The organism is Bacillus sp. BP-3 (genome assembly GCF_028401955.1).
Classification (GTDB): Bacteria; Bacillota; Bacilli; order Bacillales; family Bacillaceae_G; genus Bacillus_A.
The window spans coordinates 362445-385408 of the sequence record NZ_JAQOTJ010000003.1; the positions used below are offsets into that span (position 1 = coordinate 362445).

The following is a 22964-nucleotide window of genomic DNA, read 5'->3' on the forward strand; positions in this document are numbered from 1 at the left end:
TTTTGTTACGCAATAAATCGTCATTATAATAAATCAAATACTTATATTTTCTGAAGTTAGTTCAAATTTCAATTTATTGGCTGAACGCATATTAAATAACAAGAATAACATTCCTCCTGCAACAGGCATGACATAAGAAGGAAGGATGTTTAATAGAGCTCCTGATGAAATCATCGCTATAGGAAGCATGATTTTCGTGATACTAATGCCAATGCTTAGTACTCTACCTCTATATTCATCTGGAATCTCTTTTTGCATAAAATAAGCGAGAGGGATATCAATTAGCGTTATGAACAACCCAAACAAGAACAAGACGACAATGAAATAACAGGTAAAAACGATGGAGTTCAGTTGTAAGCTTTTCAGCATAACTGGAACTCCTAATAGAATCATACAAATCGCTAAAGCAAAACTTACATATTTTAAAAGAATGGAATAGGAAATTCTTTCTATGATTTTCTTTACCAATAAAGCTCCTAAAATCATCCCCATCGGAAAGGCCCCTTGGATCATGCCAAACTCTTTTGACCCTAGCTTTAGAACTGTATTGATCATATACGGTAATGGAACAGTCACTGCAAAGCCGAGAAAGAAATTAATTAATATTAAAATCGTAAACATGCTCTTAATACTTTTTCTTTCGAATAAAAAGTTAAATCCGTCCTTTATATCACTTATTAAATGAATTTTCACACCTGAATGATCTTCATTTGTTTGGAAATTGAAAAGTTTAAAATGAATAAACATCATTGATAAACCAGAAAGGATAAAAGAAATTCCATTCAAAATAATAAAAGTTCTGATATCAAAAATTGCAAAAACAATCCCTCCTAACATGGGACCCATAATCAAAGAGACTGAGTCAATTATTTTACTAATAGAATTGATATTCATCAACATTTTTTCAGATACAATGTTTGGCTTCGCTGCTTCTAAACCTATTCCAAAGAAAGTAGTAAACACCGTCAAAAGAAAGGTAGTGACATAAATGATGAGTAAATTTAATTCATATTTCATACATAATATATAAACCAAAACCAACAAGATTCCGCTAAGAAGATCCATACAAACGACTAACTTCTTTTTGTTGACCTTATCCGCAATCACCCCAGCAAACGGATTGATGATAACCATCGGAATAATTCCTAATATAAGAGTAACTGCAAAGCTTAACGCCGAGCCCGTCAGTTTTAAAACGTATAACCCTAACGCAAAATTATAAATAGCTGTACCAAATATTGAGACAGTCTTTCCTGTAGAATAGAGAAATAAGTTTTTCATTTCTTTTTTGTTCTTTTCGTTACTTACACTCATTTGTAATGCTTCCATAAATGCTCCACCTCACTTAACTTTTTATACAATAAGGTTAAGCTGCCGGGTGAACCCAATATCAATAGATGTAATCCATAAAATTTTAAGGGGAAATGAAAAAAAGATAGGGTTAACCCTATCTTTTACCAAAAAATGAATATGAATAAATTTCTTCACCTTGCACAAAGAAATTTTCGTACTTCCCACCTCGATCAACATATTCAGAAGTCCTTTCCTCTATAGGAATATACTTTAAATTGTTGATGTTTTCCTGAATTTTTCTAGCTATAAAGTTGTCTCTGAATTTTGCTTCAATTTTGCTTTTGGTGCTAAAATTTTTAAAAGTAATAAATGTTCCCAATAAGTAACAATTAGGTTTGAAAAGGTGAACTACTTCACGAAGCAAAAACTTTTCATGTTCAAAGCTATAATTACTAGTACCCGAATGATCAATAACGATATCGACGGAGTGATCTTGTATTGGTATATCTAAAAAATCAGCACAAATAAAGAGGATGTTTCTTCTAAAACCAGTTCTCTCTAATACACTTTTTAAAAATCGATGCCGCTCTAAGTTTCGATCCACGGCAATATATAAGCAATTTTCCGGTAATTCCTGATAAATATTTCGCAGAAAAAAGCCGACTCCTGATCCTAACTCAAGTAATACTTTATCGCTCAAATCTAATTGAACGAGTTTTCTCTTTGACCATTCTCCACTTTTATGAATACTTTCTAAATAAGCTGGATCAGTTGCATGAATATATTCAAGAACATATTCTTCATGATAGGGACCCGAAGCCGATTGAAATGAATTACCAACTTTTAAAATACCTGATTCAACAAGATATTCTTCACCGCAATTGCAAATTAACTTCCCATCCAAAATCTGATTTCTATGAATGATCCCATCTTGAAGAATAAGTTTCCCACTACATTTTAAACATTTCAACATATCGAGTACTTTAAAATCAATTCCCATTATTGAACTCGAGCCTTCAGGTTTTGCTGATAGCTTATCTAATTTCGTCTTTAGCTTGTCCTTTATTTCTACTAAATGATTTATTTCCTGCTCAACATGCTCATATTTATCCATAAATAAAGATTGATAGTACGTATCATGTTCATAATCTGTAAATTTACCAAAATTTTTATAAAGAAACAATTGTTTAATCTCGTTTAAACTAAATCCCATCCCTTTAAATTCTAAAATAATCTCTAAAACGTTTTGACAGCGCTCATCAAAAAAATAATGACCTCCCTTCTTTTCAGGCACAATCAATCCTAAGTCCATATAATGCCTAATTGTATCGATACTTAATTTATTGACTTCTCCAAATTTACCAATCTTCACTATATCACTACCCGTACATATTTTTTATTCATCAGTTCTGCTTTTCTTACATCAAAAACAACTATACTTTTTCTATAAAACTAGGGGGTTTCCGAAATCTTGTTGCTTGCTCAAAAGCGTAACCAATCTTAATTAAAGTCCCTTCAGTAAATGCCGTTCCAGCAAAAGTAATGCCAAACGGACGACCGTTTTCCATATATCCTGCTGGTAAAGCAATTGATGGATAACCTGCTTTTGCAGAAAGAGTAGAACCTACATAAGCCGGGAATAAAATGGCATCTAGGTTATATGTTTGAAGTGCAAAGTCTATTCCTTCATTCTGTGAATAATAAAGATCTTCTAATTTCGCCATTATGTATTCTGAATTACTTAATGTATTTGGTAGAGATCTTCTATATTCAAGCATGTTTTGTCCATACTTTAATGCCTTATCCCCCAGTTTATTATTAAATTCTATTAATTCGTGATCACTATGAACGGGAGCGTATGACGGTAATTGATACAGATAATTACCTAAACTATGTTTTATTTCATACGTTGGCACTTCATAACTCCATTTTCTATGAAAAGAAGGGATTTCAATATTCTCTATTACTTCTGCTCCCTCTTCTTTCAGAATGTGAATCACTTGAGAGAATAAATGTTCATCGAACTCACCTGGTAGAAAATTTTCTTCAGAAACCCGCTGAAACACACCAATGCGAGCTCCCTTTAATCCACTCTTATCTAAATATGCCGTATAATCTTGTACAGCATCTACTTCACAACGATAAGTTGCTGGGTCTAGTTCATCTTTGCCGCTCAATACACTTAATAAAAGAGCAGCATCTTCTACAGTTCGAGCAATGGCCCCTGCAGTATCTTGTGAATACGTAAACGGCATGATACCCGATCTACTAATCAGTCCAACAGTCGGTTTAATACCAACTACAGAGTTTTGTATTGCTGGACTTAAAATAGAGGCATCTGTTTCTGTACCAACTGATAATACCGTAAAGTTTGCAGCAACTGCCGCAGCGGAACCAGAACTGGATCCACCTACAAAGAATTCTCCAGGACTATAAGGATTAAGAGTTTGGCCTCCTCTTGCACTATATCCAGCCCACATTTTTAGCGACATACCATTTGCTAATTCTGTCATATTCGTTTTTCCTAAAATAATAGCTCCTGCGTCTCGAAGCATTTTAACTAGAAACGCATCTTTTTGACTCACGTGATTTTCTAAAGCAAGCATACCAGCGTTTGTATGCATTTTATCTCCTGTTTCTATATTATCTTTCAATAAAACTGGAACCCCATGAAGAGGTCCTCGTTTTCCTTTTTTCTTTCGCTCATAATCCAATGATTCAGCAAGAAAAATCGCATCTGGATTTATTTCAAGTATAGCGTTTATATTAGGACTGGCTTTATCATACTTTGCGATTCGATACAAATAATACATAACAAGGTCTTTTGATGTTAACTTACCAGCTTCCATCGCTTCTTGAATCTTTTCAATCGTTAACTCTTCCCCATCTATATTCGGTAACTGAAATTCCATAAAGTGAACCCCTTTTTAAGAAAATTATAACAATTCACCTCACCTATAATCTAGTAAAAATCCTTTGTATGTATCTTTTTATCCTTCCCTCTGTACAAATATTTGTTTTATAGTTATATTATGGTTATTGAGTTGTTACGAAAACATAAACATCGCTCTATTTTATATCCGTAAACTGTTTGAAAATCCATTTGTCATAATGAATTTTATTCGGAAGGAGGTTTGCAGTTTATACGTGAGGATATAAAAACTAGTTTTACTTTACATAATTAGTAAACATATAGGAGGCGACATGATGTTTCGTACAATTTCAAACTTTATGAGAGTAGCTGAGATCAGAAGCAAAATTCTTTTTACTTTAGCGATGTTAATCGTTTTTCGGATTGGCACATTCATTCCAGTTCCTCATACTAATGCTGAGGTTTTAAAAATACAAGATCAAACAAATATTTTAGGAATGCTTAATGTATTTGGCGGAGGTGCCTTAAAAAACTTTTCCATTTTTGCAGTAGGCATCACACCGTATATTACAGCTTCCATCATCGTTCAGTTATTACAGATGGATGTCGTTCCTAAATTTGCAGAGTGGGCAAAACAAGGTGAAATGGGTCGCAAAAAATCAGCTCAATTTACCCGCTACTTTACAATTGTTCTTGCATTCGTTCAGTCGATAGGAATGTCTATCGGCTTTAACAATATGGCTGGTGGACAATTAATAACGGATCCAGGCCTAAAAACCTACTTATTAATTGCTACCGTATTAACTGCTGGTACTGCGTTTTTAATGTGGTTAGGTGAACAAATTACCGCAAATGGAGTAGGCAACGGAATTTCAATTATTATTTTTGCAGGTCTTGTGGCAGGAATTCCAAGTATTATGAATCAAATATACTTACAACAAATTCATAATGCTGGAGATCAACTCTTTATGCATATTATAAAAATTGTATTAATTATTTTAGTCGTTTTAGCTATTATCGTTGGTGTCATTTATATTCAACAAGCAAATCGGAAAATTCCTATACAATATGCAAAAGCTTCTAATGGGAACAATCCGTATCAAGGAGCAAAAAATACACATTTACCTCTTAAGGTAAATAGCGCAGGGGTTATTCCTGTTATCTTTGCTTCCGCATTTTTAATGACGCCGCGAACAATTGTGCAGCTATTTCCAAGTTCCCCAGTGTCCAAATGGATCAATACAAATCTTGATTTTACACATCCAATTGGAATGTGTTTATATGTTGGACTCATTATTGCATTTACATACTTCTATGCCTTCGTTCAAGTAAACCCTGAACAAATGGCCGAAAACTTGAAGAAGCAAAACGGGTATGTTCCAGGCATTCGACCAGGGATTATGACAGAGAAATACGTTACAAAAATCTTATATCGCTTAACTTTTGTTGGAGCAATTTTTCTAGGATTAATCTCTATTTTACCAATTTTATTCACAAAAATTTCTGATTTACCAGCTTCCGCTCAAATTGGCGGGACGAGCTTACTCATTATTGTCGGTGTTGCTCTAGAAACGATGAAAACGTTAGAAAGCCAGCTTGTAAAACGTCACTATAAAGGATTTATTAAGAAAGTGAATTAACATTTTATTTTATACAAACCCCTCTTATATATCGATGTTTTTACGATAAATAAGAGGGGTTTCTTTTGTAATAACTCTTGTGTTGTTTCAAATATTTCTATATCTAAAAAAGTTTTTAATGGCATCAAGACGTATTTTATGATTACAATCTTCACAGCAAATTACCTCATATGAAAGTATTCTTATCCCTCCACATGATTCAACACTCTTGCAAATTGTGCCGAAAACTTACTAGAAATCCCGTCTTTCATACCGAAACGCAGAATATTTTCATTAAATCGAAAAATCCTTTCATCATAGCCAGCTGCAAATACATGTTTTTAGTTTTATTTTAGATTTAACACAAAATTTTTCTTTTCTAATTGAATAGTAACGGAACAGGGTAAGCAAAAGGAATAATTATAGAAGGTAAATTTCTAACTATATAATTAAGTTATTTAACTACATTATAGTCTACAAATTGAATAACTTAATGTAAATATATGAACTGGGGAGGATTCATGTATTCTATTTTTAAAGATACTGTTGCTGATATGACATGGTTAGAAATTGAAGAGGCCTTACAAAAAGGTGCCGTGGTGCTATCACCAACTGGTGTGATTGAACAACAAGGGCCCCACTTACCTACGGGGGTAGATATTTACGAGAGCCATTATATTTGTCGTTATATAAAGAAAAGATTAGAAAAAGAGAACATTCCAGCTATAATAGCACCTCCTTATTATTTTGGTGTAAATCATATTACGGGCGCATTTCCCGGTTCTTTTACATCAAGAAAGGAAACCGTACATGTAGTCTTATTCGATATGTGGGAATCCCTATTCAGATGGGGAGCAAAGCATATATTTGTCATTGATATACACGGAGATCAACAGCATGGTGATGCGCTGATAGGAGCAATTAGAAAGACAAGGCAAACACTAAATATTGATGTTCGTTCGGTTATTGCTAATTTGTTAGCAGATCAGTTACGGATCACGAAAGATCAAGAAGAATTTTTGATTTTTGATATCGATTTTTCCTTTGGTTCATTTGAGCCTCCTCCTCGCTATCCAGATTTTCATGCAGGGGCGCAGGGAACCGCACGATTTCTAAAATATTTTCCCGATTTGGTAAGGAAAGAAAAAATCAAGGAACTAGCACCTAGGCTATTAAGCAAGGAAGATCTGGAAGAGTGGCAAAAAGGAGACGAAAGAACTAAATCGATTGCCTCAAAAGGATATGTTGGAAATCCTCAAGGTTATACTCCCTTCTTAGCAGAGGATAAGTTAGATTTTATAAGCGGCTTTATTGAGTTTGCATCAAGGGAGATACTTCATTATCTAGGAACACAATCAAAGAAAGGAGATTAAATTTTTCTTTCATTGGAATGTAAGATCAACAAAAAAGAACAAAAAAGATAATCAAACTTTTTATAAAACTTAATGATGATTTAAACAATAAGAGCCCATTTTAATTTTTGTTCAAAATGGGCTCTTATTGTTTGTTACCAAATACAATTTCAATTCATATTTTGCGTCAAGCTTTATTTCAAATCAGCAAATATGTTAATTTATCTTTATTGTTCCTTCCTTACTTAAAACCTCCAACTTATTTGATGCATCACCAATAATTGCTTCTTTCGATTGTCCAGTATCCCTTTTTCTCTTAAGTTTATCTAGATTAACGGTTATTTCAGATGAAAGACTATTAGCAGTAAGTATCAATGAGGTCGGGGCTTCTTTATAAGATACAGCGATATCTCCCGATTTTGTTTCTACAAACAATGATTTTCCTTCTGTTGCATTTTTAATTGCTACTTCACCCTCAGATGAAGTAATTTTCATCGTATGACTAGTGACACTTGTAATATAATTATCGCCAGCAGTGGAAGCTACAGTTAATTCTTTTAACGAGCTATTTTTTAAGCTTAATTCCCCATCTTTTGATGTAAATTTACCGTTATCTGCTGAAAGTCCTTCAATTTTTTCAGAACCAGAGTCATTTGAAATTGTAATGTTTTTAGTCGCTACATCTTTCATTTTTATATCACCGAAACTATTATTCAATGTAATCGTATCTATTTCATTCTTTGGGATAGAAATATAGATTGTACCTTTCTTCCCGAAACTGAAACCTTCAAGTATCCCCTTTTGGTCTTTTTGATTAATTTCTATTTTCTTACTATCATTTTTAATTGTAACCGGATCTTTTTTCTTGTCATTTTGTTTTCCTTCAACTTCGATTGTTATTTTTTTTGATTTCGTATTTTTGAATTCAATATCCCAAGATTCGTTGTTTATCACTATTTCTTCAATACGATCTGCTTCTAAGGAGTTTTCTTTTTCAAAACTCTTTCCCCTTACTTCATTAAAGCTAAAAACCAATCCTCCAGTTACAAGTAACGCAGTACAAGTTAGTATAATTTTTTTCATTTTTTATTCACCATCCTTTACTAAATTTGAATATTATTTCATCTCTCTTTTATTTAAGCAACATCAATTTCGTCAATTTTATAATAAGAAAGGTAGCCAATTATTAGACCGAGTAGACAAAATGCAATTGGTACTCCAATAAATTCGAATAAACTAGTCGAACTACCGCCATTTGTAACAGTTGAGTTAATCAAAAACCCTATTAATACAGCTGAGGTAATTGTTGTAGCGGTTGACTTTTTTCTCATACCAAAATATAAAGGAATCAAGCTTACTCCAGCCATCATAAATGCATTAATAATAGTAGTTGGAACTGTAGCAATTATTTCATTCATACTTACAGGTGTTTCAAAAAACCCTATAATTGGATTTGAGAAGAAAGTTAACATACTGATAATAAAAGTAGTAAAAATTATGCTAAAAAAACAAAATCCAAATACAATTGATAACTTAGCTTGAATTAATTTTTTGCGTTGTAGTGGATAGGTAAACACGAATTGAATTGTTTTGTTTTTGTATTCATCAATTACTAAACGCGATAAAATTACACTTGAAAAAATTATAAATGTTATTCGAATAAGAATATTCGTTAAAGCCATGAATGCCGCATAATCTGGAAACATTTGCTCACTCTCACCTTTAGAACCCACTGCCATAAGACCGACAGCGGCGAAAATTCCTACAATACAAATTGCTAGTCCTTTAAAATAACTAGATAAGAAATGTTTTTTCCATTCTAGTTTCATAAGCTTAAACATGTTGACCGCCTCCATTAATAAGATTTAAAAAGTAATCTTCTAAATTGTGTTGTTTTCTTTCAATTCTCTTTACTATGACTTCATCCAATATCAATTCTTTATTGATTTGATATTGAGAAATGGCTTGTTCAAAAATTCGAATCGTATTTTGGTTCATTATTTCATACTTTTTAATACCTAATTTATCTTCCAAGATCTGTATCGTTTTTTTCAAATTGTCTACTTCGATTTCAAGAAATTCAATATTATCTTTTCTGATTTCTTCCATTTTTATCTCTTTTAATAATTTCCCCTGATTAATAATGCCTATAGTATCTGCTATAGATTCTATTTCGGATACAATATGACTTGAAATTAAAATAGTACTTCCATATTCCTCTTTTAAAAGTAATAAAAGCTCCCGAATGTCTTTAATTCCGATTGGATCAAGTCCATTGATAGGTTCATCAAGAATTAAAATTTCCGGTTTCGTAACAATCGCTCGCGCAATCCCTAATCGTTGCTTCATCCCTAAAGAAAATTCATGAATTTTTTTATTTGCCACCTCTTTAAGTCCTACAATTTCTAAAGCTTCACCCACCGCTCTTTTATCATGATAGCCAATGTATTCACAATGAAAGTCTAAATTTCCCTTTGCTGTTAACCGGTCATAAAACACTGGGTATTCAATGATGCTGCCTATTTTCTCTAAATATTGATAAGATGTTGGTAAAACAGGCTGATTTAATACAATGATCTCACCAGAAGATGGCTTTACTAAATTTAAGATCATCTTCATAATGGTTGTTTTTCCAGCGCCATTCGGTCCTAAAAACCCGTAAATCTCTCCTCTATTAATTTTCATATTGACATTAGAAACCGTTTCAGTTTCCTTAAACATCTTGCTTAATTTGTTAATTTTGATAGCATATTCCACTTGTAGTCCCTCCTGCTTTATATTGATATGTTACAATAAGCTTAACGAATGAAAGTAAAATCAAAGTAAACTCTATGGAAAATGCTTGTAATATTTTTATTAGGATAAACATCTACTGAAAATAAATTGGTAGGATGCGGTTGAAATGAGGGATAATCGAAATGGAATCTGCAAAAATATTAGTAATAGATGATGAAGTTGGTATATTGAAATTATTAAAAATAATACTAAAGAAAGAGAATTTTATTCATATAGAAACTGTCTCAACAGGTAAAGATGCGCTGCAACGTATCAAAGAAAAAGTATATGATATTATTTTGCTTGATATCATGCTCCCAGATATAAGCGGCTTTGAGCTATGTACGGAAATTCGAAAAAATACAAATACACCTATTATTTTTATTAGTGCGCGCTCGACTGACTTCGATAAATTGACCGGTTTAGGAATAGGCGGAGATGATTATATTACAAAACCTTTTAATCCTTTAGAAGTAATTGCCCGAATAAAAGTCATCCTTCGTCGTCAAAAAATGTATGAAAATTCACAAAAGCAATCTACTTTATATAATTATGATTACTTCACTTTTAACCCTGAATCTGCGACATTAACAGTTAAAAATTATCCGGTAGAATGCACAGCAAAAGAACTGGAATTACTACATTTCTTTTGCAAAAATCCGAATCGTATTTTCACGACTGCTCAGCTCTACGAATTTGTATGGGGAAACGATGTTTTTGGAGAAGAAAAAACCGTCACTATTCATATATCCAAATTACGAAAAAAACTTGGGGATGATACACGTAAACCTAAAATCATTGTAAATTTACGAGGAATTGGCTATAAATTCATCCCTCCAAATGGGGCGTTTATATGCGAATAAAAACCCGATTTACATTCCATATAGCATTAGGACTTATTCTTTGGATGCTTGTAACCGGTTTTGGCATTGTCATTATAGTTGAAGGTATTCTTCCACCGCTCGGTATCAATGTAAATGAAAACACAGAAGGTTTACTTGTAGCTGGGATTTTTGTTATTAGCACAATTATTTGTATTGGCTTGTTTGGGTGGTATTTTGGTGGTCCAATTGGATTCATAATGGCGTGGATTCATCAACTCTCACAAGAAAATTATAAGCAACCTATAGATTTGCAAAAGATTTATACACGAAAAGGAAAACTTCGTATGCGTTATCTACTATATCAAGAGGTACTTCAACAGCTTCAAATATTAGCTGTAAAATTACAAGCTTCTGAAATAGAAAGAGAAAAAATAGAACATGCCAAACAAGAGTGGATTGCTGGTATTTCACATGATTTAAAAACACCACTAACATATATCAAGGGATACTCAGCACTTTTATTAAATGATCAGTATGAGTGGTCAAAGGAAGAAGTTCAATCTTTCATCCAAGAAATTGATGATAAAGGTAAACATATGGAAGAATTAATTCAAGATCTAAGCTTCGTCTTACAGCTTAATAACGCTGAAGGTATGTTACCTTTAAATAAAACAAATCAAGATTTAGTCGAATTTACAAAAAGAGTTGTTGCCGACATTAATCAAGATCCACAAGCGAAGAACTATAAACTTCACTTTAAAACGGACACACCTATGATTAATGTTGAATTTGATCATAAATTTATGCAACGTATCTTACAAAACCTTATAATGAATTCGATTTTACACAATCCTGAAAATACCGATATATGCATAACACTTTCTGATGATGACAAAAGTGTAGTAATCCATATTATGGACAATGGCGTTGGCATGTCCTCTCATATGCTAGAAAATCTTTTTCAACAATATTACCGTGGAACAACGACTGATGCTTCCTCTGAAGGTACTGGACTTGGAATGGCAATTGTCTATAAACTTGTACTTGCTCATAATGGGACAATCTCTGTCGAGAGCGAACTTTCAGAAGGTACATCATTCAATATTGTATTACCAAAAAAAGGATGTCTATGAGACAACATGTCTTAAGACGTCCTTATCTGTACTATAGACTTTTTCGTAGTTCGTTTATTATTTCAATTGGCTTATCATCTTTTATATAGATACGAGGTATCCTTCTGCTTAACATACAAGTAACCTCATAGTTAATCGTACCTAATGTATCTGCAATCTCATCTACATAAAGCGATTCCTTCCCTTGACTTCCATAAAAAACCACTTCATCACCAACATGTACAGGTATTGCCTTTGTAACATCCAGCATTAATTGATCCATACAAACACGGCCAAGAACAGGCACACGAATTCCATTAATCAATGCATATCCTTTATTTGATAATTGACGGTTGTAACCATCCGCATATCCAATTGGTACAGTCACAATCCATTCCTCACCCGTTGTTACGTACATATTCCCATAACTTACACCACGATTTTTTTTCGCTTGCTTAATATGAGCTACTTTCGACTTTAATGATAATGCAGGTTTTAAAGACACGGCTGTATAATCTACCTCTTTTGAAGGATACATACCATAAATCCCAATTCCAACACGAACCATATTTTGAAACGTATTACCAAGCTCCATTGATCCGGCACTGTTTGAACTGTGAATATAAGGAAGATGAATTCCTTGCTCTTTCGCTATATTTACTGCTTTCTCAAATAAACCCGTTTGCATATTTGTATATGTTTTATCAGCTTCATCAGCTGTAGAGTAATGTGTAAACATACCTTCTACTTCTATATATTTCATGTTTTTTAGTTCTTCTAAAAACGGCAAGACTTCCTCTTCTTGTAGACCAATACGGCTCATTCCTGTATCGATTTTCACTTGAATGCGTGCGCTCTTTTCAAGCTGATTGGCAATTTCATTGATACCCTTTAAATCCTCTATTCTATATACCGTTATCATGATATTATGCTCAACAGCATCTTTAACAGCATCAACTGATGTATAGCCTAAAACTAAAATCGGTACAGTCACTCCTGCCTCGCGCAGTTCAATTCCTTCATCTACAAATGCAACAGCAAGTTGATGAATTCCTGCTTCAATTGCTGCTTTTGCCACTTGAACTGCTCCATGGCCATACCCATTCGCTTTGACAGCTGCCATCATTGTAATATTTTCATCGTTCACACGCTTTTTAAATTCTCTCACATTATGTTTTACAGCATCTAAATTCACTTCAACAATCGTATCTCTTCCATATCTCGAACTCATCGGTCTAAACTCCTAACTCAATAGTTTCTTTCCATTCTATTTCTAATTTAAAAACCTTCGTTTCTTCTAGTCTGTAAAGAAACTTCAATAATCATATCCAATAGCTTGCTATAAGAGATTCCCACGGCATGAGCGCTTTTGGGTAGTAAGCTATTTTTTGTCATCCCTGGCAATGTATTCACTTCCATGACATATGGGATTCCATCTTTTATAATCATATCAACTCTAGCATAAACACTGCATTTTAATGCTTTATAGCATGCCATCGCAGCCTCAGCGACACGCTTTTGAGTTGTGACCGGAAGTTCTACAATCTCTTCAACCGTAGCCGCATCATCGTATTTCGCATGATAGTCAAAGAACTCAGCTGCATGTTGAATTGAAATAATCGGTAATAGTTTTCCATCCAAAATGGAACAGGTAATTTCTTCGCCCTTTATATATTTTTCAATTACGATTTCAGAATCCCATTTTAATACATCCACAAGCGTAGATAATAAAGTATCCTTATCGTATACGATTTTTACTCCTACACTAGAACCACCTGAATTTGGTTTTACGACTAACGGATATCCAATTTTGTCTATTTCATCAAATTGAAGCTCTTCCATATTTGAAATATGAATCCAATCCGGTGTTTGAATGCCCTCATAACGAATAATTTTTTTCGACATATTTTTATCCATACAAATACTGCTTGATAACATATCACTTCCTGTATATGGAACGCCGATGGTTTCAAGTGTACCTTGAATCGTGCCGTCCTCCCCGTATTTTCCATGTAGTGCTAACAGGGCAATATCAAGATCTCCTACCTTTTCAACAAGCTCTTTTTTGTCATTAAGTTTAATAGGAACGACTTCGTACTTACTCTTATCCAAATGTATAACCATTTCTTTCCCTGTCATAATGGAGACTTCTTTTTCGGAGGAAACTCCTCCCATAATAACGCCAACTCTCATTTTTCCAACTCCCAATTTTCATTTTTTAAGGTATCACCAATTGTCCTAATTCCATGGACAATATCCGCTTCTTTTAACCGGGAAAATCCCAATCGAAACGTATTACTTCCCCCTCCATCTGTGTAAAAAACATCCCCTGGAGAAAAAACAACTCCCTTTTGATAGCATTTTTTCAAAAGCATACGTGAAACCATTCTTTTTTCTAATTCTATAAAAAGATGTAGTCCACCATCTCCAGTCATTCTTTTAAAAGGAATATATTGATTGCAAGCATGAACGGCTAGCTCATATTTTTTCTTATAAACTGCCTTAGCTTTTTTTAAATATTTTTCAAAATAACCATCATGCAAATATTGATAGAGCACCGCCTGATCCATTGTAGACGTATGAATCGTCCGTGCCCTTTTCACACTTTCCAAACAGTGGATTAATTCCTTATCTGCTAAAATCCATCCAACACGTAACCCTGGAAAAAGAATTTTTGAAAAGCTACTGATATAGATAACATTGTTGCCAGGTCCGGCGAAAGTCATTAACGGAGCTAAATGGGAACCTGAATAGCGTAATTCCTCATTAAATCCATCCTCTACGATAGGAATTTGGTGTTTTGAAAAAAGTTTCATAATTTCAGTCCTTTTTTCCGAGGATGTGACTATCCCGGTTGGATTATGATAAGACGGAATTAGATATGCAAAATCAAAATCCATTTCGGATAATTTTTTCTCAACTTGATCAATATCAATGCCATCATCTTTCATTTCGATCCCGTGTATATCAAATCCATGTAATCGAAAAAGTTTTAGTGCAGCATGATGAGTAGGATTTTCACAAATAATACGTCCAGACTTTTTAGCTAAAGAAGACAATAAAATATCCAAACCCTCGGTGAAGCCATTCGTGATAAGAATATCTTTATTGGAAATGTCTACTCCTTTCATTTCCATGTAGTGAAGAAGATAATCAATTAGAGGTTTATAACCTTTGGCATATCCGTAGTTCAAAACAATATCACCTTCAATGGACATTCGAGTCAGAAAAGCTCTCTTAAAATTTTCAACATCAAAAAGCTTTTCATCTGGAGCAATGCTATTGAAGGAAATCATGCCTTTTTCCCACCGAACACCGTGCTTCATTAAATCTAATTCATCAGCTAGCGAGGTAACTTCATTGACCTTTTCTTTCCAGTTTAGTTCGATGGATGGCGCTTTTGATGTTTCAATCTCACCTACAAAATTTCCTTTTCCCTTTATTGCATAAATTAGACCTTCTTGCTCCAAATCCGCGTAAGCAGTGAGAACAGTATTTCTGCTGACCGATAATAATTTACTAAGTTCTCGAGTAGATGGAAGTTTCTGGTTCTCCAGCAAGTGTCCTTTCATAATCATTTTTTTTAAATAATCCTTTAATTGAACATAAACAGGACGATTATCCACTATCTTAAAATCATTAAACACTTCCTTGCCCCCTTGTTATCATTTTTGCATAACAATATCTATATCGAAAGGTCCACAACATATGTATTTTCTTTAACTAGTGGTATGGTGGTTTTAAAACCATTCATACCACTTTAATATGAAGAATGGTGCAGATTAAAATTCACTTTAGCTTCTTAACCAATAATAATTTAGACATTTTAATTATCGACCTTCTTTATAAATGATACATTAGTAGATGTTTCGTAATCTCCAAGTAGATCTTTGGTATGTTAGAAAATCTTTTTCCACAATATTACCGTGGAAAAACAGCTGATTCTCCTCTTAAGGTACTGGACTTAGAATAGCAATTGTTTATAAACTTGTACATGCTCATAATGGTACAATCTCTGTCTAGAGGAATCTTCAAACGGGACATCATTCAATATTGTATTACCGAAAAAAAGACGTCTATAAGACAATAAGTCTTAAGACGTCCTTTCATTTTTCTTATTCTTTAGAAATATACTGACGCAGAACCTTTTCCAACACTTCAAGAGTAACAGGCTGTGCTTGAGCATTTAATTGATATCCGATACGACCGTTTGGCTCTGCAGTTGCTTGCTGTAATGTTTGAATGTCATGAATTCCCTGTCCTCTTAAATGCATAAATAATTGCTGCTCTGTTATTTTGGCACGTTTTAAGTTATCCTTTAAAATTTGTCCATCTCTAATAATAACGATCGTGTTACCATCTAGAAATCGTTCTACCTTTCGTGATTTCAATTCTAGATAATGAATGATAAGTAAAACAGCAGAAAATATACAGGCAACTAATATAGTTGGTCCTAACTTCTTACTTAGTACAGGCTCTACAATTATGCGTCCAATAGATACAACGATAATAATTTCAGCTCTTGTCATCTGACTTAGAGACTTACTTCCAGCAAATTTTAAAACGATAATACCTGTACTGATTAGAATGATACTTTCAAAAGCAATGTTCATCTATATTCCAATCCTTTTACAACAATCTATACATAGTATTACCTTTTTCAAATTATTCTTAACCTTAATTTATTTCATATAGAAAAGAGTATGTTCCAAACATACTCTTAAACAGTTCAAAAAATTCTCTTATTTATTCCGTTTATCTATGTTTTTGGGTTATATGTCAAAGCTAAATTACCATTTTGCAACCCTGTGAATATTAAAAGACGATTTTGTAACTACATCATTATATTTTTTTATAAAGTATGTTTTACATGTTCTTCAAAATATTTTCCCCAATCAGGCTGTCTTCCATCTATATCTTTAAATTTATATTCTCTTGCTAACTCCCACGAACTAAGTGCTTTTCCTGTCTTCTTATGAACATTAGGATCACTCGCTAAAGCAGCAATTGCTCTTCCAATAAAAAATGGTGTTTCTGATGCGATAAAGTGCGGATCTTTTTTTGCACCTTCTTGCCAATTTTCTTCTGTCACACCAAATATATCTAACATAGCTTCAGAACGTAAAAATCCTGGACTGACTGCAACAGATGTGATGTTGTAGGGAGCTAAGTCTCTTGCCATTGCCTGAGCTAAATGAATTGTGGAAATTTTAGCAAGGCTATAAAACATATTTCCTCGATATTCGTAATCAACACCATCTGTAATTTCAATAACGAGCCCTTTCTTATTTTTCACCATAAGCGGGACACCGTAATGACTTGTTATGATATGAGAATGTACAGCGGTTGTTTGCATTTGAATCCCATTGTCTAAATTATGTTCCCAAAATGGTACATTCCATTCTGTCAGCGGATCGCCTCCCCACACATCATTCACTAAAATATCTAACTGCCCATTCTGCTCTTTTTCAATTTTTACAAATAAAGCTGCCACATCTTCTTTCACAGTATGATCAACGCGAACCGCAATTCCTTTTCCACCTAGTTTCGTTACAAGTTCAGCTGTTTCTTCGATAGTCTCAATTCTTCCCATTGATGATAGGTTTCCTTTTGTACTTCGTCCTGTCACATATACAGTAGCACCAGCTTCACCGAGCATCATCGCAATGCCCCTTCCAGCACCGCGTGTTCCACCTGCTACTACTGCTACTTTCCCTTGTAATGGTTTCATGTATTTCTCCTTAACATGTTATTTGATTACACTTCATTTCAAAAATGATTCTCTTCCCTTTTCATTCTGCCATCTAAATTCAATATAAACTACTTTATTTTCAATATTCTTCTCTGAAAATAATATATTCTTAATTATACACGCGGAAATATGGTGATATTTGTATAAAAATAAAACATTCCTCAATTCTGATAGGAAAACATCTCACACAATTAAAAAGGTAATGTAATGAAATGGAAAGTAAGGCGAGACCGAGGATATTGGTATAAGATGATTGGAATCCTCCTTTTATCTAATACACTCCTCTCACTTCCACCTTGGTTAGATGAAACATTGAATTCTGTAGATTGGCTCATTATTCCAAGTATCATTTTTATATTTGATTTATTTATGTTATGGATTATATTTGTGATTCACTATGAATTGCGAGAAAAGAGTTTATATGCAAGATGCGGTCCTTTTTGGTGCAATGTTCCCTATAAAAATATTACAGGAGTTCATCCAACTGATGATATGCTTATCGGTTTTCGCCTAGCAGCTGCATTTCACGGTGTAGAAATTCACTATCCAAATACTTTGCTTGGCAGTGTTAAATTGTCACCAGAAAACGAGGAATTGTTCATACAAACTTTATTTACTAGGTGTCCACATTTACAAAATAGTGAAGCGAAACAGCACTAATTCAATAGGTATTTACTCTTATGACGCAGGAGGATACATATCTGTATGGGAGATCCTTTTTCATTTCTTTCTTGACTTACCATACAATTCATGACTATAATTACTCATGTTAATTTCATAGCATTCGGATGAACCATACAGGAGAAGATCTTATGATCTACCGATGGGGCAAAAAGCTGGTCGGACAGCTTTGAAACTCTCAGGTCTTGTATTCAAGTAGAACTGTATGGGGACGAATCTCTGGAGAGACTCCCTCCTGTTGCAAGCAACATGGAGGAAACAGAGCACCGAAGGAGCAAATCCGCTATTTCAGCGGATAATCTCTCAGGTAAAAGGACAGAGACAAGCGACAGAAAATACCGATTCCCGAATCGGTTTATTTTTCTATTCCTTGTATCTCCAGAGACCATTTCGTTTACATGAAATGGTTTTTTATTTTTTCTAAAGGAGAGTAAAGATGGAAACAGTAAATCAAGTATTAGAAGTAATCAATCATTATGTATGGGGGCTACCGACACTGTCACTACTTGTTGGGACAGGAATACTCCTTACAGTACGTCTACGAGGCCTACAATTTATCAAACTATTATATGCCCATAAGCTAGCATTCGGAAAATCAGAGGATAACTCATCTAAAGGAGATATTAGCCATTTCCAAGCGTTAATGACCGCTATGTCTGCTACTATCGGGATGGGGAATATAGCTGGTGTTGCTACCGCAGTGTCTATCGGGGGACCTGGTGCAGTATTTTGGATGTGGATTACAGCCTTGTTTGGAATGGCAACAAAATATTCAGAAGCGATTCTTGCAGTTAAATATCGCATGCATGGTGCTAACGGAGAATACTCTGGAGGCCCGATGTATTATTTAGAACATGGGTTAGGAAAGAAATGGCTCGCTATATTATTTGCTATTTTCGGAATAACAGCTTCATTTGGAATTGGAAATATGGTGCAGTCTAATTCAGTTGCTGAGGCGATGAAAATTAATTTTTCCGTATCCCCGGTCATATCAGGAATCGGAATGGCTCTTTTTATCGCAATTGTTATTTTAGGCGGTGTTAAAAAAATAGGAAAAGTGACCGGTTTTTTTGTTCCAATTAAAGCTTTCTTTTATATCATTGCTGGACTTATTATTATTTTTTATCATATAGGTCAAATTCCAGAAGCTTTTCAGCTTATTTTCTCAGGAGCTTTTCATGGCACTGCAGCTGCTGGAGGCTTTGTCGGAGCAACTGTTGCTTCAGCTATTCAAATCGGGATGGCCCGAGGTGTGTTCGCAAACGAAGCTGGACTTGGAAGTGCACCGATTGCTGCCGCCGCTGCAAAGACTGACTCCCCCGCTAAACAAGCACTCGTATCTATGACAGGTACATTTCTTGATACATTCGTCGTATGTACAATCACTGGTTTAGTACTGATCACAACAGGCGCTTGGAATTCTGGTAAAACAGGCGTTGAAGCAACGACCTTTGCATTTCAAACTGTATTTGGAAGTGCGGGAAGTATGATACTTGGCATTGCGATTATTTTATTTGCCTATTCGACCATGTTAGGCTGGTCATATTACGGAGAGAAATGCGTTGAATATTTATTTGGCCCTAATGCGGTTCGTTACTACCGTCTTATTTTTATCAGTATAATCATATTTGGAGCAAACTTAAAACTAGGACTAGTTTGGACATTTTCTGATATTGCAAATGGGCTAATGGCAATTCCGAATTTAATCGGTCTAATCGGATTAAGCGGGATTGTTGTTACAGAAACACAACGGTTTTTGCAGGAAGAAAAATCAAACATTTCTAACAATCAGATTGCAAGTTAATTTAACTTTTTCTTGTGAATCCCCCTCCTTATCCACCTTTGAACTGTACTCTATAAAATGGACAGTTTAATAAAAGACCATAAAAAATCAAACACTTAGAAGATGTTTTCGATACGCTATCGGAAACATCTTTTTTAGTGTCCATGATTCGGGGGACAATTCAATCTGTATAATATACAACTTTTTCAGTCCGTACTTTTGTCTTTTAGAAGGATCACTAGCTTGCTAAACAAAGTGTTTTCTTATAACAGTTAAATCATGTTAAAATCAAGAAACGAAAAATAGTATTAATTAAATTTAAAATTATTTAAGGAGCCACCAATGAATAATAAAAACTTTAAATTAAGTATTTTGGATGAAAATGATATTGAAGGACTAATATCTTTATCAGAACTCGTTGGATGGGATTATGATAGAAATGAAATTAGAACAGTTATGTCTTCTGGTAAAATTTTAGGACATAAAAATGAGATGGGTCAAATTGTATCAAGTGCAGCAATAATTGCTTATGATACCAATTTAGCATCAATAGGAATGGTAATTGTAAACCCTAAATATAGAGGACAAGGTCTTGGGAAAAAAGCTACTAAAGAGTGTATTAATCTTGCAGCAGAAAAGACATCTATAATGCTAATTGCTACAACCGAAGGGAAGCCTTTGTACAAAAAAATGGGTTTTCATGAAGTCGGTTATGTACATAAATTCATCTGTAATAACTATACAGCATCAGATGAATACTTTTCTACTAGATTAAAAGCAGAGGAATTAAGGGAGAATGATTTAAATACAGTTATTGAATTAGATAAAAATGCTTTCGGTGATTCAAGGAGAGAATTCCTTGTAAATAGAATTAGACAGTCACATCAATCTCTTGTCTTAAAAGATGAATTTGGAAGTATCTTAGGATATGGTCTATCTATTTTAGGTCCTGTAAATTTAATTTTAGGACCGATTGTTGCCCCTGATTACAAAGCAGCTGCATTTCTAACCCATCAATTAGCTTTTAATCATAAAGGGAAGTTGAGGATTGATATTCCAACACGAGATGAATTATTTATGACCTTTTTAAAAGATAGTGGTTTTGAGAAAGTCAGTCAACCTCCAATAATGATAATTAACTCAGATTCAATGCCTATTAGAAACAACCACTTATATGGAATTGCAGCACAAATTTTCGGATGATTCAAAAAACGATAGCGATATTGAGGTGTTTTAGCGAAAAGGAGTGATATACAAATACTCGAAAGGTTAAGTTATTAACGACATTTTTAATAAATCTCTCTCAACAAGATATTGGATTTGTGATGAAAGCGATGAAACAAAAAAAGTGTTTGTAAATCATATTTCCTGAATGCAATAAAATTGTGTTAAAAATAATAAATCTTACCGCCCAGAGGTTGTATAGAAAAATCAGTTATAATGCTACTGCCTGTAGTAATGTGATGAATATTGGATATATATAAATTTTGACTTTTGGGCTGTAAACTACGGTTTTATTTTATCTTAAAGCTGTTTTTTCTTTTTTGCAGAAATATTTACACCCTAAATTTATAATTATTATAATAACGGTGAGATTTTTAGAAATGGAGAAAGACAATGAAAAAAAACTTTTACTATTACTGGTTTGCTTCTGCGAGTATTTCTTTAGCAGATGTTATATATATCATGGTCATTACAACATTTATATACCAGGAAACAGATTCAGCATTTATTGCATCATTGTTTCCTCTTTTTAAAGCTTTGGCTAGAATTGTGGCAGGATTTACTGCTCCATTGTTACTTGGAAAATCTAAAGTCATATGAAAAATCGATTTCTTAACGTACAGGGAATCGACTTTTTTTGGTTATACATCCCTTAGTACGTAAAATTCAGAATTATCTTAACTTCGATGTGAGAATTATTGAAATTTCAATGGTTCCCACATCATTTACATGTATTCAATATAACTATTGATTTTAATAAAGTATAATTGCCCAAATGTAAATCTAATGCCCAACCTCCAGCAATACATCACCGAATTGGAATTTCAGAAAACGATTCATATATTCTCGAAACGGTTACTGGCATCCAATTATCTATACCGGTTCTCAAATTAATCATTCCTCCTTATTTTTGCTAAAGTTAATAGGGGCATATTCTAATAAACTTCCATAATAACGAAAAATAGCATAGTTTTGATCCTCAAAATTTATCATAGCCCACTCCACGTAATTTCAATAATTCATCCTTCAGCGGTACCCCTTATATAATGTGCAAAATTAACTAAGATACGTATAAAATATATTGACTGTTTATAAAAAAAGTTCGACCAAATGGGATTCTTCAATTATAATCATGATACGATTTTTATAAAAAAATTTGTAATTGATATTATATCATTTCTCCATTACCTTTAATTTCATTTCTACCTTAAGAAACATAATCATTATTAATAGTAGCATAAGAGCTATAAGTGCAATTATTGTATGTGGGTACCTGAATGTTAGGCTAATTATACTTCCTATAAAAATCATCAAAAAACCGTGTTGTCTCATAATTTCAGCACTATATTTATTACCCGCATTCCATAACTCAATATTCTTCATAGATCGACGCGTTCGATAGCCAAATGCTGCATTAATATCTGTAGGCGGATATTTTTTTAATAGCAGTGCCGATAAGATGAATATGATGCCAATCAAAAAACTAATTCCTATATTTACAAGCATATATACCATTTAAATCCCCCTTTATTTATTTTTTCAAAATTAATTATTACCTTTACAAACCGTATTGTACCATATTATTACAACTAACCTTTATTTTGTTAATTAATGCGAATATATAGTGGAACAACTATTTGGCATTATTTATGGAAACCCACAATAATCAAATAAGCC

The 22964-nt window shown here is 33.6% G+C and carries 20 protein-coding genes and 1 riboswitch; of the genes, 7 read left to right on the plus strand and 13 right to left on the minus strand.

What is annotated here, in order from left to right; genetic code table 11:
- Positions 1-33: 33 nt before the first annotated feature.
- The 3 genes from PLX19_RS07275 to PLX19_RS07285 form a co-directional block, all read right to left on the minus strand.
- Complete coding sequence (locus tag PLX19_RS07275) at positions 34-1329, minus strand: MFS transporter (protein WP_272187832.1); 1296 nt, start codon at positions 1327-1329, stop codon at positions 34-36.
- Between the two features lie 118 nt (positions 1330-1447).
- Positions 1448-2665: a methyltransferase domain-containing protein gene (locus PLX19_RS07280; protein ID WP_272187833.1), complete on the minus strand. Its 1218-nt coding sequence runs from the start codon at positions 2663-2665 to the stop codon at positions 1448-1450.
- A 61-nt stretch (positions 2666-2726) separates the two neighbouring features.
- Positions 2727-4205 (minus strand): amidase family protein, encoded by a 1479-nt coding sequence (locus PLX19_RS07285; RefSeq protein ID WP_272187834.1) that lies wholly within the window; start codon positions 4203-4205, stop codon positions 2727-2729.
- A 295-nt stretch (positions 4206-4500) separates the two neighbouring features.
- Here PLX19_RS07285 and secY point away from each other — a divergent pair, with 295 nt between their 5' ends.
- On the plus strand, positions 4501-5805 hold the full coding sequence (gene secY, locus PLX19_RS07290) for a preprotein translocase subunit SecY (protein WP_272187835.1): 1305 nt from the start codon (positions 4501-4503) through the stop codon (positions 5803-5805).
- A 500-nt stretch (positions 5806-6305) separates the two neighbouring features.
- On the plus strand, positions 6306-7157 hold the full coding sequence (locus PLX19_RS07295; RefSeq protein ID WP_272187836.1) for a creatininase family protein: 852 nt from the start codon (positions 6306-6308) through the stop codon (positions 7155-7157).
- 195 nt (positions 7158-7352) lie between these two features.
- Here the strand turns inward: PLX19_RS07295 and PLX19_RS07300 are convergent, their stop codons facing one another.
- From PLX19_RS07300 to PLX19_RS07310, 3 genes are read right to left on the minus strand one after another with little or no spacing between them, the layout of a single operon-like run.
- On the minus strand, positions 7353-8219 hold the full coding sequence (locus tag PLX19_RS07300) for a DUF4097 family beta strand repeat-containing protein (RefSeq protein ID WP_272187837.1): 867 nt from the start codon (positions 8217-8219) through the stop codon (positions 7353-7355).
- A 53-nt stretch (positions 8220-8272) separates the two neighbouring features.
- Entirely contained in the window at positions 8273-8977 is a 705-nt protein-coding gene (locus PLX19_RS07305; RefSeq protein ID WP_272187838.1) for an ABC transporter permease, read from the minus strand.
- Positions 8970-9893 (minus strand): ABC transporter ATP-binding protein, encoded by a 924-nt coding sequence (locus PLX19_RS07310; RefSeq protein WP_272187839.1) that lies wholly within the window; start codon positions 9891-9893, stop codon positions 8970-8972. Before PLX19_RS07310 ends, PLX19_RS07305 begins: the two co-directional genes overlap by 8 nt.
- 161 nt (positions 9894-10054) lie before the next feature.
- Between PLX19_RS07310 and PLX19_RS07315 the strand changes: the two genes are divergently transcribed.
- Together PLX19_RS07315 and PLX19_RS07320 are read left to right on the plus strand one after the other, a co-directional pair.
- A complete protein-coding gene (locus PLX19_RS07315) occupies positions 10055-10774 on the plus strand; it encodes a response regulator transcription factor (protein WP_272187840.1) in 720 nt (239 codons plus the stop codon).
- A complete protein-coding gene (locus PLX19_RS07320) occupies positions 10765-11868 on the plus strand; it encodes a sensor histidine kinase (protein ID WP_272187841.1) in 1104 nt (367 codons plus the stop codon). Before PLX19_RS07315 ends, PLX19_RS07320 begins: the two co-directional genes overlap by 10 nt.
- Positions 11869-11899: 31 nt before the next feature.
- Here the strand turns inward: PLX19_RS07320 and alr are convergent, their stop codons facing one another.
- From alr to PLX19_RS07345, 5 genes are all read right to left on the minus strand, one after another.
- Positions 11900-13078 (minus strand): alanine racemase, encoded by a 1179-nt coding sequence (gene alr / locus PLX19_RS07325; RefSeq protein WP_272187842.1) that lies wholly within the window; start codon positions 13076-13078, stop codon positions 11900-11902.
- A gap of 47 nt (positions 13079-13125) precedes the next feature.
- Positions 13126-14040, minus strand: a complete 915-nt coding sequence (locus PLX19_RS07330) for a D-alanine--D-alanine ligase (RefSeq protein ID WP_272187843.1) — start codon at positions 14038-14040, stop codon at positions 13126-13128.
- Positions 14037-15494 (minus strand): MocR-like pyridoxine biosynthesis transcription factor PdxR, encoded by a 1458-nt coding sequence (pdxR, locus tag PLX19_RS07335; protein WP_272187844.1) that lies wholly within the window; start codon positions 15492-15494, stop codon positions 14037-14039. The genes PLX19_RS07330 and pdxR overlap by 4 nt, the downstream gene beginning before the upstream one ends.
- A 468-nt stretch (positions 15495-15962) precedes the next feature.
- On the minus strand, positions 15963-16460 hold the full coding sequence (locus tag PLX19_RS07340) for a DUF421 domain-containing protein (RefSeq protein ID WP_272187845.1): 498 nt from the start codon (positions 16458-16460) through the stop codon (positions 15963-15965).
- A gap of 239 nt (positions 16461-16699) precedes the next feature.
- Positions 16700-17578, minus strand: coding sequence for an SDR family oxidoreductase (locus PLX19_RS07345; RefSeq protein WP_272187846.1), 879 nt, complete (start codon positions 17576-17578; stop codon positions 16700-16702).
- Between the two features lie 228 nt (positions 17579-17806).
- Here PLX19_RS07345 and PLX19_RS07350 point away from each other — a divergent pair, with 228 nt between their 5' ends.
- The 3 genes from PLX19_RS07350 to PLX19_RS07360 all read left to right on the plus strand — a co-directional run bounded on the left by PLX19_RS07350 (position 17807) and on the right by PLX19_RS07360 (position 21266).
- Positions 17807-18259, plus strand: coding sequence for a PH domain-containing protein (locus tag PLX19_RS07350; protein ID WP_272187847.1), 453 nt, complete (start codon positions 17807-17809; stop codon positions 18257-18259).
- Positions 18260-18489: 230 nt separating this feature from the next.
- Positions 18490-18609: riboswitch (glycine riboswitch) on the plus strand.
- Positions 18610-18716: 107 nt separating this feature from the next.
- Positions 18717-20084 carry an alanine/glycine:cation symporter family protein gene (locus PLX19_RS07355; protein ID WP_272187848.1) on the plus strand — a complete coding sequence of 456 codons (1368 nt, stop codon included), beginning with the start codon at positions 18717-18719 and terminating at the stop codon, positions 20082-20084.
- A gap of 321 nt (positions 20085-20405) precedes the next feature.
- The gene (locus PLX19_RS07360) at positions 20406-21266 is read left to right on the plus strand and encodes a GNAT family N-acetyltransferase (RefSeq protein ID WP_272187849.1); all 861 of its coding nucleotides are present in this window, start codon (positions 20406-20408) and stop codon (positions 21264-21266) included.
- A gap of 434 nt (positions 21267-21700) precedes the next feature.
- Here the strand turns inward: PLX19_RS07360 and PLX19_RS07365 are convergent, their stop codons facing one another.
- The gene (locus PLX19_RS07365) at positions 21701-21883 is read right to left on the minus strand and encodes a hypothetical protein (RefSeq protein ID WP_272187850.1); all 183 of its coding nucleotides are present in this window, start codon (positions 21881-21883) and stop codon (positions 21701-21703) included.
- Positions 21884-22460: 577 nt separating this feature from the next.
- The gene (locus PLX19_RS07370) at positions 22461-22802 is read right to left on the minus strand and encodes an SdpI family protein (protein ID WP_272187851.1); all 342 of its coding nucleotides are present in this window, start codon (positions 22800-22802) and stop codon (positions 22461-22463) included.
- Positions 22803-22964 lie beyond the last annotated feature (162 nt).

Bases quoted from the DNA above. Each gene is read 5' to 3' on its own strand.
- PLX19_RS07330 (WP_272187843.1), bottom strand. From the start codon at position 14,040: ATGAGAGTTGGCGTTATTATGGGAGGAGTTTCCTCCGAAAAAGAAGTC.
- alr (WP_272187842.1), bottom strand. From the start codon at position 13,078: ATGAGTTCGAGATATGGAAGAGATACGATTGTTGAAGTGAATTTAGAT.
- PLX19_RS07275 (WP_272187832.1), bottom strand. From the start codon at position 1,329: ATGGAAGCATTACAAATGAGTGTAAGTAACGAAAAGAACAAAAAAGAA.
- PLX19_RS07360 (WP_272187849.1), top strand. From the start codon at position 20,406: ATGAATAATAAAAACTTTAAATTAAGTATTTTGGATGAAAATGATATT.
- PLX19_RS07355 (WP_272187848.1), top strand. From the start codon at position 18,717: ATGGAAACAGTAAATCAAGTATTAGAAGTAATCAATCATTATGTATGG.
- PLX19_RS07365 (WP_272187850.1), bottom strand. From the start codon at position 21,883: ATGACTTTAGATTTTCCAAGTAACAATGGAGCAGTAAATCCTGCCACA.
- PLX19_RS07295 (WP_272187836.1), top strand. From the start codon at position 6,306: ATGTATTCTATTTTTAAAGATACTGTTGCTGATATGACATGGTTAGAA.
- PLX19_RS07285 (WP_272187834.1), bottom strand. From the start codon at position 4,205: ATGGAATTTCAGTTACCGAATATAGATGGGGAAGAGTTAACGATTGAA.
- PLX19_RS07305 (WP_272187838.1), bottom strand. From the start codon at position 8,977: ATGTTTAAGCTTATGAAACTAGAATGGAAAAAACATTTCTTATCTAGT.
- PLX19_RS07340 (WP_272187845.1), bottom strand. From the start codon at position 16,460: ATGAACATTGCTTTTGAAAGTATCATTCTAATCAGTACAGGTATTATC.
- PLX19_RS07370 (WP_272187851.1), bottom strand. From the start codon at position 22,802: ATGGTATATATGCTTGTAAATATAGGAATTAGTTTTTTGATTGGCATC.
- PLX19_RS07345 (WP_272187846.1), bottom strand. From the start codon at position 17,578: ATGAAACCATTACAAGGGAAAGTAGCAGTAGTAGCAGGTGGAACACGC.
- PLX19_RS07300 (WP_272187837.1), bottom strand. From the start codon at position 8,219: ATGAAAAAAATTATACTAACTTGTACTGCGTTACTTGTAACTGGAGGA.
- PLX19_RS07350 (WP_272187847.1), top strand. From the start codon at position 17,807: ATGAAATGGAAAGTAAGGCGAGACCGAGGATATTGGTATAAGATGATT.
- PLX19_RS07320 (WP_272187841.1), top strand. From the start codon at position 10,765: ATGCGAATAAAAACCCGATTTACATTCCATATAGCATTAGGACTTATT.
- PLX19_RS07315 (WP_272187840.1), top strand. From the start codon at position 10,055: ATGGAATCTGCAAAAATATTAGTAATAGATGATGAAGTTGGTATATTG.
- secY (WP_272187835.1), top strand. From the start codon at position 4,501: ATGTTTCGTACAATTTCAAACTTTATGAGAGTAGCTGAGATCAGAAGC.